The sequence below is a fragment of the Alloscardovia theropitheci genome, assembly GCF_004332295.1.
Lineage (GTDB): Bacteria > Actinomycetota > Actinomycetes > Actinomycetales > Bifidobacteriaceae > Alloscardovia > Alloscardovia theropitheci.
Genome location: NZ_RXLP01000027.1, coordinates 56,076 through 69,412 on the forward strand (window position 1 = coordinate 56,076; position 13,337 = coordinate 69,412).

Below are 13,337 nucleotides of genomic sequence, written 5' to 3' on the forward strand. Positions count from 1 at the left end.
TATGCTCTGCGTCTTACTGCGCATCACGCTCCCATGCTGGTTTCCAATTTTCGACAACATGTTGCGAATTCTCGGAGTACACCATCGAATCTGCTGGAACATCATGACGAACTACCGAGCCGGAGCCTGTAGTCACATTGTCGCCTACTGTTACCGGTGCTACAAACATATTACCAGCACCGATATGAACATTCGCGCCTATTTCGGTATGATGCTTATGCACGCCATCATAATTTGCGGTAATTGTGCCACCACCGATATTTGTATGATGTGCGATATGAGCGTCGCCCACATAGCTCAGATGAGGAACCTTAGTACCTTCATCGATGATAGCTTTCTTCATCTCAACGAAAGCTCCTGCCTTCGTTCCCTTACCGAGTTCGTTACCTGGGCGCAAATATGTCCAAGGACCAATATTTGCTTCTTCACCGATATGGGTGCTTTCTACACGTGAGCGTTCAACTTTCGCTCCACGCTCGATAACAGCGTTAATTAATGTGGTATCTGGTCCAATAACCGCATCAGATGCAATGCAAGTTTGTCCTTGTAAATATGAACCCGGTAGGATAACTGCATCTGCTTCAATGCGAACATCATCTTCTATCCATGTCGTTTCTGGATCCATGATGGTTACACCCTCACGCATCCAATGCTCACAGATTTCCTGATTATATGCCTTGGCAAGTTTTGCAAGTTGAACGCGATCATTGACGCCTTCTACGCGCAACGGATTAGATACTGTGACGATTCCAACTTTACCAATTTCGCGTGCATTTGCTAACGCATCAGTAAGATAAAACTCGCCCTGCGAATTCTCAGAGTTTAGCTTTTCAATAGACTTAGCAAGAACATCAGCATCAAACGCATAGACAGAAGTATTAACTTCATTAACAGCTAATTCGCTATCCGTACCGTCTTTTTGTTCTACGATGCGTACAAACCCACCAGCGGAGTCACGAATGATTCGTCCGTATCCAAATGGATTGTCTAATTTACAGCTCAAGATAGTAGCTACACTTGAGCTGTCCTCATGTACACGAACCAGATCTGTCAATGTATCACCGTCAAGCATAGGCATGTCACCTGCCGTAACCAGCACAGTGCCATGTAGTTCTCCACGCTTCTTCAATTCCTCAATAGCACACTGAACTGCACGACCAGTACCTGGAATTTCATCTTGATGGACGATAACAGCATCGCTTACATAACTCAATGCAGCTTGAGAAACACGTTCCGCTTGGTTACGTACAACTACAGCAACTGATTGCGGCTTTGTCGCCGTTACAGCAAGCATCACACGCTGGAGGAAGGTCTTTCCTGCAATTGAGTGCAAAACTTTCGGAGTTGAAGACTTCATACGGGTACCATCGCCCGCTGCTAACACGATTGCTGCTGTAATGCTCATCTGACTAACCTATTCTTTCATGTACACTGAGGGATCTTAACTTCTCAGACTTACTATTTCTGCTACCGAATACTTTATCAATTCTAGTAAATATAGATAACACCCAGTAGCAGAAATAATACATTCACTACTCCTCTACGACTCCACTTTCAGCGATAGGAATCAAATCACCAATGGAATCTACGACATGGCTCGGTCGATATGGGAAGGATTCCACCTGATCTTTAGTCGTTACACCCGTAAGAGTTAAGAATGTATGTAAGCCAGCTTCAACGCCCGCAATAACATCTGTATCCATGCGGTCGCCAATCATCGCGGTTGTAGCCGAATGAGCACCCAAACGATTCAACGCGGTACGGAACATGATTGGATTTGGTTTGCCGATAAAGTATGGCTCGCGTCCTGTTGCGCTCGTAATCAACGCTGCAACCGCACCAGTAGAAGGCAAAATTCCTTGGTCGCTTGGCCCTGCATTATCAGGATTCGTCGAAATAAAACGCGCTCCTCCTAAAATCAAACGGACTGCAGTAGTGATCGCCTCAAACGAATAATTGCGAGTCTCTCCAAGAATGACGTAATCCGGATCACGATCTGACAAGATATAACCAGCCTCGTGAAGAGCGGTTGTTAATCCTGCTTCACCGATGACATACGCTGATCCATTTGGAATTGTTTGAGAAACGAATTGTGCAGTTGCAAGCGCGGAAGTCCAAATATGATCTTCTGGAATATCAATTCCCGAAAGACGCAAACGTGCAGACAAGTCACGTGGCGTATACATTGGATTGTTTGTGAGAACGAGGAACTTCCTATCGTTATCTCGTAAAGCTTGAATAAATTCTGCAGCACCTGGTAATGCACGCTGTTCATGAACGAGGACACCGTCCATATCAGTGAGCCATGTATCGATTGTTTGAGCAGTCATAATATGACTCCTTTCTATATATTTATATAGAAAAAGCCGACGCATCAGAACTAAAACTGACCGCCGGCTCCCTCTTGCAGCTCCCCCACCTAGATTCGAACTAAGACTAAGGGTTCCAAAGACCCGTGTGCTGCCATTACACCATGGGGGAATGTCCACTTAGACACTGTACCACAGGTCGATAACTTCTCACGAGGGTATGTCGCGCGTGTGTCGTGATAACTTTTAAGCTATACGTATTCTCTTGCTTTGAAGCATTAATTTACTTAAGCACTAATATCACGTAACTTTACTTACTGCGATATTTACCTACACTGATGGATTTATTAATTGTTCCTATACATGCATGAACTTGTTTTTAAACATATGTTCTTAAACATATATGAATAGGCGTGCTAGAAGTTTCCTCCTAACACGCCCTATTACCTTTGTTTATTTACTTAGCTGTATTACTATGCTTTAGCCAAATTGGAACTGTCCTTGATGATGAGTTGGATAACTATCAAAGACTTTAGCCATCGATGTATCTTCGAATACAGCCTTAATTCCTGAAGCAAGCAATGGCGCAATACTGAGAACTGTTAATCCGGCCCAACGCTTTTCTTCCGGAATTGGCACAGTATCGGTAATAACCACTTCACGTGCACCGCAGTTCTTCAAGCGTTCAACAGCAGGCTCAGAGAGCACGCCATGGGTTGCAACAACAGTAACCGACTTAGCTCCAGCAGCCATAATGACATGACATGCCTCAGCAATTGTGCCACCAGTATCAATCAAGTCATCCACCAGAACGCAATCTTTGCCTTCAACATCGCCAACGACACGATTAGCAACTGCATGATTTGGACGTGTAATATCACGTGTCTTATGGACGAAGGACAATGGAGCACCACCAAGACGCTGTGCCCACTGCTCTGCCACTTTGATACGGCCTGCATCTGGAGATACAACTGCCACATTAGTCAAATCAAGGCAATCACGCACATAATCAACAAGTACTGGCATAGCTTGCAAGTGATCTACTGGGCCATCGAAGAATCCCTGAGACTGAGCAGCATGCAAATCAACGGACATGATTCGATCTGCACCTGCAGTGTGCAAAAGATCAAATACAAGACGTGAAGAGATAGGCTCACGACCCTGATGCTTCTTATCCTGACGGGAATATGGCATCAATGGGCATACAGCAGTAATTGAGTTCGCCGATGCACGCTTAAGAGCATCAATCATAATAAGATGCTCCATAATGTACTTATTTGTAGGCTGCGTAGCTGTCTGCAAAACAAATACATCAGCACCACGAACCGACTGTGTATAGCGAACATACATTTCGCCGTTTGCAAAGTCGTACTGAGTAGTTTCGAGAACATCGATACCGAGTTTCTTTGCTACGTCTTCAGCCAACTTTGGATGGGAACGACCTGTAACCAGAATAAGATTCTTATCTGGTTTACCTTCGAGGACTGCACTCACAGTAACTCCAACCAGTTGATGGGATATCGTATCTTTTATCGTAATCGGAAATCTTGACACTTTGCAGTTATGAGTTTTGCATTTCACTAGCATACAAGCCATGCTTTGAAATATACTGCACTACTCCATCAGGAACGAGATACCATACTGGTTCACCGTCATGAGATCGTCTGCGTATATCCGTTGATGAGATTGCCAACGCTGGAATCTCAATAACATCTACTGCATCTTGCGGCACATCGAGTTTCTTGAGATTTGTCGAATACCCCGGTCTCGTTACACCGACAAAATGCGCTAAATCCCACATCTCATTGGCATCTTTCCATTTCATAATCTCTGCTAACGCATCAGCACCTGTGATAAAGAAAAGCTCAGCATCTGGTCGCAGCGCATGAATATCTCGCAATGTGTCAATAGTATACGTGATTCCAGGACGGTCAATATCTACACGGGATACAGAGAATCGAGGATTCGAAGCAGTAGCAATCACAGTCATTAAATAGCGATCTTCAGGATTGGTCACTGCTTTATTCTGTTTAAATACCGGACGGCCGGTTGGAACGAAAATTACTTCGTCCAAATCATAAACCCACGCAACTTCTGATGCTGCAACTAAGTGGCCATTATGAATAGGATCGAAAGTACCGCCCATGATACCGACACGTGGTCTATCATGAACGCATCCTCTATCGGTTGCACGCTTTCGTAAAGGCCGTGCAGAAATATCGACACCAAACTCAGCCTGTTCGATATGTGGTTGTGCAATTTGCGACATGGACCGTATAGATGTCATATCTAATGCTTCTTTTTCCACTTCTCAGATCCTCTTCATATGAACTTTTCTCATTAAATATAGCAAGTTGAGCAAGTTACAATCTGTATAGCAATTTCGATAAGAACGAAATATAAGCATTCTCTATAGATTAAGGCTGCAACTCACTGTGTTCTGTCGTTTTAGTTACTTCCTTCTTTATCACGATTCTCATTATCTGAACTCTCGATTTCTGTGTTCTCATCGCCGCGGGCTGCCATCTCTTCATCCCACTGGCGTTGCACATATCGACGAATTTCTGCATATGTAGGAAGCAAGAATTCTGGTTGATACTCTTTACGTACAAGTGCTACATATTCACTAATATGAATCAGCGTATCGCTCATAGTATCAATGTCATTTTGGCGTTCTGCATCGCTAAAGACTTCGACCCTTTTTTCTAATTCGATAACGAAGTTAATAGCATTATCAATCTGGCGAGGATCTACGATGTCTTCAGCATCCATTTCAGGCCATCCGATAAGCACTGCATCCGAGTACTCGAGCGCGCTGCGCTGTGCAACTTGTGGGATACCATCTTCAATGGAGACAACGAAAACGTATCTGACTGTACTTAATCGTTCAGAAGCAACTCGAAGTAAAGTACGAGGTGATAATTCCTCAGCTGCACGTAAATCTTTCTTGAGTGTTTCTACGTCAATTTTTGTCTCTTTAGCTGGCATTATTTCCTCACCTGCCCTGTTCCGTATCCAACCCAATGAGTTGTAGTCAATTCCTGCAATCCCATAGGACCGCGTGCGTGCATTTTCTGAGTGGAAATGCCGAGTTCTGCCCCAAAACCAAACTGACTTCCATCAGTAAATCTTGTTGAAGCATTAACCATGATAACCGCACTATCTATGCTACGAGTAAATTCTTCAATTGCTTCATAATTTTGACTAATAATTGCTTCCGTATGATGAGTTGAATGAGTATTAATATGGTCAATTGCTTCTTGCATATCACGCACCACACGCACGCCTAAAATATAATCGAGGTACTCTGTATCCCAATCTTCATCGTCAGCCTGTAGAGGCGTGAATCCAGCTTCACTCAAAATTGTATATGCTCGTTCATCTGTGCGAAGCTCAACATCGAATTCTTCAAGGGCTTTGGCTACGAGTGGAAGAAATTCCTGAGCTACAGCCTCGTGCACGAGTAATTTTTCGGCAGCATTGCAGACACCGATACGTTGGGTCTTCGAATTAATGATTATCGGTATTGCCTGTGTGAAGTCTGCTGACTCATCCACATAAATATGGACATTCCCAGCACCCGTCTCAATGATAGGGACAGTAGCATTATCGGCAACATATTGGATAAGAGACGCACTACCACGAGGAACAAGCAAATCTATAAACCCTCGCGCTTTCATCATCGCCTGCGCACCTTCACGCCCAAATTCATCGACACTCGAAACGATATCGGGATTCATGCCCTGATCATGAAGCGCATCATGCACAATGCGCAATGTCGCTGCATTCGTTTCAATGGCTGCATGCCCTCCTCGAACAATTATCGCATTACCCGATTTAAGAGCCAAGGCAATGACATCAAGAGTGACATTAGGACGCGCCTCATAAATCATTGCGACTACGCCCATCGGTACTCTCGATTGAATTAATCGCATTCCATTGTCCATATTAATTCCACGAACAACTTGACCAACTGGATCAGGAAGCGCAATGACCGCGCGCATTCCTTGTACGCTTGCAAGCACACGTTGCTTATTAAATAGCAATCGGTCGAGCAGTCCTTGACTCATTCCTTCAGCCCGAGCAGCACTCATATCTATCGCATTTGCAATCTCAATTTCATCCGCACGTTTCTCCAGTTCATCGCATACTGCCTGTAATAAAGCATCTTTTTCATCCGTCGACATCTTTTCAAGTTTCTTTTGCGCGACACGAGCACGAGAAGCTTGATTCTGTACAGATTGCAAAACTTCATTCATGCATCTCATTGTATGCAACCCGACGCACATTGTGGGCATGTTTCACGTTAAGATTTTATTAGAACGATTTTACAGCGGAATGTTTCTGCTCTTTGTACATCACATTTCGTTTAGTAGGATCGCGTGTATGTTGTCTAATCTGCATGAAACATAAGACGTATTGACGTAATGAAAGGTACATCGTGGAATTATTTCACAGCACGAGAAGCACAGCCATTCAGGTAACAGCGAAGCAAGCTATTCGTCAAGGCATTGCCGACGACGGCGGACTTTTCGTTAATGATGCCTTGGGACAAACCACAATTGACATCGAGTCGCTTCCTGGTAAAAGTTACCAAGAAATCGCTCTTGAAGTTTTATCGGCATTATTGCCAGACTTCACGTCGGAAGAATTACAAGAATGCATCGATGGTGCATACGGAGATAACTTCACGGATGATGCCATCACGCCACTTAAAGCTATGGGAATGAATTACGTCCTCGAGCTTTTCCATGGGCCTACATCGGCATTCAAAGATGTAGCTTTGCAGATTCTTCCTCGCTTTATGGCACACACTACAGCCCCTGAGCCAACTTCCCAAGAAGATATAACTGATCGAGTGCTGATTCTTACTGCAACAAGTGGCGATACTGGCAAAGCTGCCCTTGAAGGTTTTGCTGACGTTAATTCCACAGGAATTGTAGTCTTCTACCCTGCCGGACAGGTCAGCGAAGTTCAGCGTCTTCAAATGGTTACCCAAAAGGGTTCAAATGTAGGTGTAGTCGCTGTTCGTGGTAATTTTGACGATGCTCAAAGTGCTGTAAAAAATATCTTTGGCGATCACACATTAGCTGTTCAGCTCGCTACTGAGTCCGCTACTCGACTCTCAAGTGCGAACTCTATCAACGTAGGACGCTTAGTTCCTCAGGTCGTGTACTACTTTGCAGCATACGCTCAACTCCTGTTTACCCAAGAAATTAATTTCGGTGATGAAGTTGACTTCATCGTCCCTACAGGTAATTTTGGCGATATTTTGGCTGGCTATTATGCAAAGCGTTTAGGGCTTCCAGTTGGAAAGCTTGAAGTCGCAAGCGATAAAAACAATGTTTTGTATGATTTCCTAACTACTGGCGTATACGACCGCAACCGCGAGTTCTTTACAACGATTTCGCCAAGTATGGATATTCTTATCTCTTCAAATTTGGAACGTATGCTGTATTATTTCAGCGATGGAAATACCGCACTTATTTCCCAGCTTATGAATGATTTAGCTACAACCGGTCGTTACGAGGTACCAGCAGAAATTATGGAAAAGATTCGTTCTGTATTTGACTGTAGCTGGGCAGATGAAGATCAAGTTCGAGAAGCTATTGCTGAGTGCTGGAATGAAAATGGTTACGTCATTGATCCACACACCGCATGCGGTTATCACGCGCTATCCACTACCGAAGGCACACCAACTGCTCCTCGTGTGGTCTTATCGACTGCTAGCCCTTACAAGTTCCCACGCGCTGTTCTTGAAGCTCTCGGACAAGAAGCACCTGAAAGCGACTTCGCATGCATGGATGCTCTTCAACAATTTAGCGGGATGAAAATCCCTGAGAACTTGCGTTCTTTGGAGAATCAATCGCCACGATTCACCGATGAGATAGATGTAGCTGATATGCCAGAATATGTGAAGACAATGGCTGCGCGATTCGCTGAATAATCTGCTGCGCCATAACTTTTGACAAACATAAACGTGTGGTAAGGAAGTCTTTATATCTTCCTCACCACACGTCGTTTATGCGATGTGCTCCTTTTTCTTCTATCTGTATGTCTTTCTGGAATGTAGATACGGGCTTATATACAGGCGTGTGGTACTTAGTGTTTTGTTATTTGTTGGCCGATGGCGGCTCCTGCAGCTTTTCCTAGTTCTACCTCTGGTAGAGTGACTGTATTATGGAAACTATCTGTGAAGTTTGCAACCTCTCTGGCTAAACTCTCATCCTTGTTTATACACTCATCAATAGTTTTATTCACACTATCGCGTAACTTTTCAAACCCGTCACACACGCGTGATGCCAGAGTAAGATTAGCATCCACTAGCACCTTCAATTCTTTGCACGCTTCTTGCAGACTCGCTTTCTGACGCATAATTTCAGCATCAATATCCGAGGAGGACACAGCATACAAATGTGTATACATGACATTTATCGCACTGTTCAATTCTTTTTCTAATTCCATGACACTCGTCTCATACGCTTTCGTTATTAATGTTTCTAACGCATTCGCATCAGCAACAAGAGCATCAGTCATATAGCGAGATTGAATATAATCCACCATAAACGTATATTCAGATGGATGTATCAAGGAAAAATGAGTGAGACGATATGCCGCCAACACTGATGTCATCTCATCAAGACTGGGCTTTTCCTCAATCAAGCTACCATTCTTATCCCAACGATACCCGCCCCACATATGCTGCCGGGTTATATCACCCATCCACTGGAGATTTGACCATATGAATATTGCCAACAGTGCCATTATGGTCACTATAACCCAACGCAACGCTATCTTTACAATCCACGTAATTATGAGCTCTACCCGCAAGCTTCGCAGTGTTAACGCGTTGTCTACTCGTCAGCGTGGAATAAATATTAGGCCCCTCATACATGTACGCACCACGAATACGGTTCGTATCCTTCACATTCGTAATAGCATACTGAGCACACATCGATCCTAACGAATGCCCATATACATCAAACGATGCTCCCTTATGTTTATCCATCACCTCTTGAAGCACTGAAGCAGCCTTTTTCAATTGAGGAGTTGCCATCTTAGTTTTAGATAAAATAGCACCCGCCATTGGAGCATCATTTTCAAGCCAATCCTGCTTGCCACCCTCTTTATTAAAATCCGTCGACCCCTGATACAACACCGTGTAATGCTTATCATCTGTTTTAACCACATACATCTTCAAACCCGTAGACTTATCATCCACCACCTGATCCAAAGTACCCAAAGTTTTTCTCGTTATGAGTACCATACGTCACAGGCTTATGCATCGCATTAGGATTATCAAGTCTCTTATCATACTCAAGTTGAGCAATCATAGCACGTTCTTGTTCACTCGCCATCTTTATCTCTCACAGCATCCTCTTGATAAAAACCAAGACTCTTATACAAATCAAAAGCATCCGAGGAAAGACTCATAGGACGTACAGTCAATTTCCCTTCAGAATTCGACTTCTCAAAAATCATAGTCAAATTTAGGTCAGGCTTATCATTAAGCTCAATATCGACCATAATCCCACCCATAGGATTACGCTCTATAGTATCAGTGAGTATCTTATAGGATTTGATTGTCCCATCAGAGGTAAAAGCATTCTTATCCGCATACCGCAACTCATCCTCAATAAGCTTCTTACCCTCAGTCCCTGTGACCACGGAATACATATACTCTTGATCACTCTTCTGCTTCTTCTCCAACTGAGACTCTATAACCATTTTCCCTCCCACAACTACAACTAGTATCACTACAACAACGCTCATAACCACAACCAAAACCGGACGCACTTTTCCAAACGCTCCAGGCTTATTCATACCACTACCCATTACAAACCACCCCCGGGTATCTTCTTCACATCATCTTTATGCTTATCAATATAATGCCGAATAGCTATCGACGATTCACCATGAATTGACACATCCATCCGTTGCGCATCCGCTTGAATATTTTCTCGCGTATCATGAGCAGCTTGTCGTATCTTATCTTTCAACTCGCCTTGGAAACGCTTACGAATCGATATAAGCGCAGGAACATACACTTCACACAACAGACGCTTCTGCAACTCAACTTCTTCTGGAGAAATCCCACTATCCTGACTCGCACTATCCATAGAAAACCGAAGATTCTCCACGCATACCTTCTTACATCAAACGATCTGATTTCACGCCTTAGTAGACATTTTAGTACTTTCCCACATATGTAATGATAAACATTCACATAACGAGATTGTTCTAAGTTACGAACAAATTCCAGAGCTCTACAGGATAATTGTTGTTAGTCTTAACTAATTACATGTCTAAAATATTTGCGCTATTAAATAGCCAGCACGTCATTAAGATAACGTGCACTCTTCCAGCAGCTCAGCCGCATGCTGAAGTGACATGTCCGACTGCGAGCCAGATAGCATTCGTGCAATTTCTTCTACACGCTGATTGCCTTCTACAAGAGAGACAGTCGTAGTAGCATTATCATCCGTTTTTTCTTTTGATACAACAAATTGTCTATCTGCCCAAGCTGCCACCTGCGGCAAATGTGTGACAACTATAATTTGTGCCCCGCGAGCAAGTAGCGCCAAGCGTTTGCCAAGCTCAGCTGCGGCTTTCCCACCGACACCGGCATCAATTTCATCAAATATTAACGTTGGCACGGAGTAATTTTCTTGACCTTGTCCATGTTTATTTTCGAATGCCACAAGCTCAAGCGCCAACATGAGTCGACTTAATTCACCGCCAGAAGCACTCTTGCCCAAAGGCAAAGCAGACGAGCCAGGGAAAGGAACGAATTCAAAAGCTACATTATCCGCACCAGTGATATCCAAGTCTCGATTAGTTATGGAAATGCGCAATTCGCTCCCCTCCATTGCTAGGGATGCTAATTCTTGCGTCACCTTTTCTGCTAATTCGTGGGAAGCTTTTACGCGGGTTTGAGTTAATTCTTTCGCAGCATCTTGCGCTATCTTGTGTGCTTGCTCAACTTGCTCCTCTAACTCGTGAATACGTTGTGGTGACGCATCAAGATCTTCTAGCTCGAATTGAGCTTTCTGCTTCCACTCGAGAACATCTTCGAGGGTTGGCCCCCAGCGTTTGGATAACTCATCTAAATCATGAATGCGCTCATTAATACGATCTAAATCTTGCGGATTCACTTCATCATCTCCAAGTTGAGATAATGCATACACAATGTCTTGAACTTCGTCGCTTACTGATTCCAACCGCGATATGATATCAGCCATCTGTTCGATAGATTCTACGTCGCGCAAGCTATGGATAGCTCGGGAAATTAATTCAGTAACTGATTCATTTCCATTATCGTCGTCTGAACCGTCCAATGCACTCAATGCTGATGCTTGTGCTACTGCGATTTCCGCAGCATTTTCGATATAATCACGTTGAGATTTAAGATCCTCATCCTCACCAACATGTGGGTCAATCGATTCAATTCGAGAAATGGCATCCTTGAGATAATCAATTTGAGCTATCGCTTCAGATTGAGCATTGTGAAGTTTTTCAAGCTTGTCCTTGATTCGCGTGTAGTGATTAAACGCTGAAATATACGTTTGCTTTTGCTCATTATTTCCGGCAAAAGAATCGAGAAACTCGCGTTGGCGTGCACTGTGAGCAATAGTCAACTGTTCTGACTGCCCATGAATGGTAACCAGCTGTGTTGCTATATTCGTCAATACTGTACGAGGTACGCTATGCCCGTTTAGGACAGCACGAGAACGACCATTTTTGGGTACAGAACGATTGATAAATAACTGCCCATCCGCGCATTCACTACCAGCTGATGCTGCAAGTTCTTGGATATCGGTATCTTTATCGACATCGAAAATTGCCTGAACCCATGCTTGCTCGGAATCAGGACTGACACGAGATGGCTGCGCTTGAGCGCCAGAAATAAGCTCAACTGCATTGAGCAACATGGATTTTCCGGCACCAGTTTCACCGGTAATAGCATTCATACCCGGATGAGGCGTTAACCGTGCTTGTCGGATAGGTCCCAGAGCACGAATCTCAAGTTCTTCCAGCAATTACTTCACGTAGCCTTTCTTTTCCGCAGCTGTTTCACGCCATCCCTTGACAGGTAAATCAAATTTTCGCACCAATCGGTCAGTAAATAGCGCATCACTCAAGCGAGCAAGACGAAGCACACTCGAAGATTGGCGAATTCTCACTCGAGAACCTTTTGGAACGATTCGCTGGCGTCGTCCATCACAGCAAATCCATCCGTCACAACTCGAAGCTTCCAATACGTGAAGTTCAAAAGTAGAGCTTGACCCGATAATGAGCGGACGCGTAAATAACGCGTGTGCAGCAATTGGAGTCAATTCCAGTGCCTTCACATCAGGCCACATCACAGGTCCTCCAGCAGAGAAAGCATAAGCAGTGGAACCTGTCGGCGTTGAGACTAAGACACCATCACAACCAAACGAACTCGTTGCAATATCGTCGACGGTAATGCCTACTTCAACCATTCGTGCCCGATCTTCATGCTCCAAAATCACATCATTAAGCGACCAGTCACATATCGACTCGGTATGTCCTGGTAGAAATAGTTCTACAGCGGCAATCATTCGTTCGTCGATTGTGTAATCCCGGTCAGCAATTTTTTGCATTGCTGCACCCAGTTCAAAGCTTTCAAATTCTGCAAGGAATCCCACATGGCCTGTGTTAATTCCGATGATAGGAACATCTGTACCTTTAACTAATTCAGCAGCGCGAAGAATTGTTCCATCACCACCAAGCACAACAACAATTTCGACATCCCCGTCGACGGCAGTAGCGTGCTCACCAAAATTTTGTGTATCCGGTATATCATTTCGCATTGATACTTCAAATCCTAAGGATTCTAAACGCGAAATCGCTTCAGCAACAGTAGCATCATTGCTCAGCGCTTCATGAGTAACCACAACAGCTTTACGCATGCCTTGTGTGCTTGCAGTATTGCTCATTAGTTACCTCCAACACGACGATGATGGTATAAACCATCTATCTTTATGGTCATTATTTTAGCGTGTG

At 44.0% G+C, this 13,337-nt stretch carries 14 protein-coding genes and 1 tRNA gene; 1 reads left to right on the forward strand and 14 read right to left on the reverse strand.

Annotation, left to right across the window (positions count from 1 at the left end):
- Positions 1-13: 13 nt before the first annotated feature.
- From glmU to EJ419_RS07940, 7 genes are all read right to left on the reverse strand, one after another.
- Positions 14-1,405 (reverse strand): bifunctional UDP-N-acetylglucosamine diphosphorylase/glucosamine-1-phosphate N-acetyltransferase GlmU, encoded by a 1,392-nt coding sequence (gene glmU, locus EJ419_RS07910; RefSeq protein ID WP_131285330.1) that lies wholly within the window; start codon positions 1,403-1,405, stop codon positions 14-16.
- A 127-nt stretch (positions 1,406-1,532) separates the two neighbouring features.
- Positions 1,533-2,330, reverse strand: coding sequence for an HAD-IIA family hydrolase (locus EJ419_RS07915; RefSeq protein WP_131285332.1), 798 nt, complete (start codon positions 2,328-2,330; stop codon positions 1,533-1,535).
- Positions 2,331-2,410: 80 nt separating this feature from the next.
- A tRNA-Gln gene (locus tag EJ419_RS07920) sits at positions 2,411-2,481 on the reverse strand.
- A 308-nt stretch (positions 2,482-2,789) separates the two neighbouring features.
- Positions 2,790-3,803: a ribose-phosphate diphosphokinase gene (locus tag EJ419_RS07925; protein WP_165496280.1), complete on the reverse strand. Its 1,014-nt coding sequence runs from the start codon at positions 3,801-3,803 to the stop codon at positions 2,790-2,792.
- A 67-nt stretch (positions 3,804-3,870) separates the two neighbouring features.
- The gene (nadD, locus tag EJ419_RS07930) at positions 3,871-4,596 is read right to left on the reverse strand and encodes a nicotinate-nucleotide adenylyltransferase (protein ID WP_131285476.1); all 726 of its coding nucleotides are present in this window, start codon (positions 4,594-4,596) and stop codon (positions 3,871-3,873) included.
- Positions 4,597-4,757: 161 nt separating this feature from the next.
- Positions 4,758-5,297 carry a hypothetical protein gene (locus EJ419_RS07935; RefSeq protein ID WP_240680382.1) on the reverse strand — a complete coding sequence of 180 codons (540 nt, stop codon included), beginning with the start codon at positions 5,295-5,297 and terminating at the stop codon, positions 4,758-4,760.
- Entirely contained in the window at positions 5,297-6,568 is a 1,272-nt protein-coding gene (locus tag EJ419_RS07940) for a glutamate-5-semialdehyde dehydrogenase (protein ID WP_131285334.1), read from the reverse strand. The genes EJ419_RS07935 and EJ419_RS07940 overlap by 1 nt, the downstream gene beginning before the upstream one ends.
- 179 nt (positions 6,569-6,747) lie before the next feature.
- Here EJ419_RS07940 and thrC point away from each other — a divergent pair, with 179 nt between their 5' ends.
- Entirely contained in the window at positions 6,748-8,256 is a 1,509-nt protein-coding gene (gene thrC / locus EJ419_RS07945) for a threonine synthase (RefSeq protein ID WP_205668861.1), read from the forward strand.
- A gap of 155 nt (positions 8,257-8,411) precedes the next feature.
- Here thrC and EJ419_RS07950 read toward each other — a convergent pair whose 3' ends face one another.
- The 7 genes from EJ419_RS07950 to EJ419_RS07975 all read right to left on the reverse strand — a co-directional run bounded on the left by EJ419_RS07950 (position 8,412) and on the right by EJ419_RS07975 (position 13,270).
- Positions 8,412-9,074 (reverse strand): hypothetical protein, encoded by a 663-nt coding sequence (locus EJ419_RS07950; RefSeq protein ID WP_165496281.1) that lies wholly within the window; start codon positions 9,072-9,074, stop codon positions 8,412-8,414.
- A complete protein-coding gene (locus EJ419_RS07955) occupies positions 9,025-9,552 on the reverse strand; it encodes an Mbeg1-like protein (protein ID WP_205668855.1) in 528 nt (175 codons plus the stop codon). The genes EJ419_RS07950 and EJ419_RS07955 overlap by 50 nt, the downstream gene beginning before the upstream one ends.
- A complete protein-coding gene (locus EJ419_RS08355) occupies positions 9,524-9,667 on the reverse strand; it encodes a hypothetical protein (RefSeq protein ID WP_165496282.1) in 144 nt (47 codons plus the stop codon). Before EJ419_RS08355 ends, EJ419_RS07955 begins: the two co-directional genes overlap by 29 nt.
- Positions 9,657-10,145 carry a DUF1310 family protein gene (locus tag EJ419_RS07960; RefSeq protein ID WP_131285342.1) on the reverse strand — a complete coding sequence of 163 codons (489 nt, stop codon included), beginning with the start codon at positions 10,143-10,145 and terminating at the stop codon, positions 9,657-9,659. The genes EJ419_RS08355 and EJ419_RS07960 overlap by 11 nt, the downstream gene beginning before the upstream one ends.
- Positions 10,145-10,450 (reverse strand): hypothetical protein, encoded by a 306-nt coding sequence (locus EJ419_RS07965; RefSeq protein ID WP_131285344.1) that lies wholly within the window; start codon positions 10,448-10,450, stop codon positions 10,145-10,147. The genes EJ419_RS07960 and EJ419_RS07965 overlap by 1 nt, the downstream gene beginning before the upstream one ends.
- Before the next feature lie 201 nt (positions 10,451-10,651).
- Positions 10,652-12,349, reverse strand: a complete 1,698-nt coding sequence (gene recN / locus EJ419_RS07970; protein WP_131285347.1) for a DNA repair protein RecN — start codon at positions 12,347-12,349, stop codon at positions 10,652-10,654.
- Entirely contained in the window at positions 12,350-13,270 is a 921-nt protein-coding gene (locus EJ419_RS07975; RefSeq protein WP_131285349.1) for an NAD kinase, read from the reverse strand.
- Between the last annotated feature and the right edge of the window lie 67 nt (positions 13,271-13,337).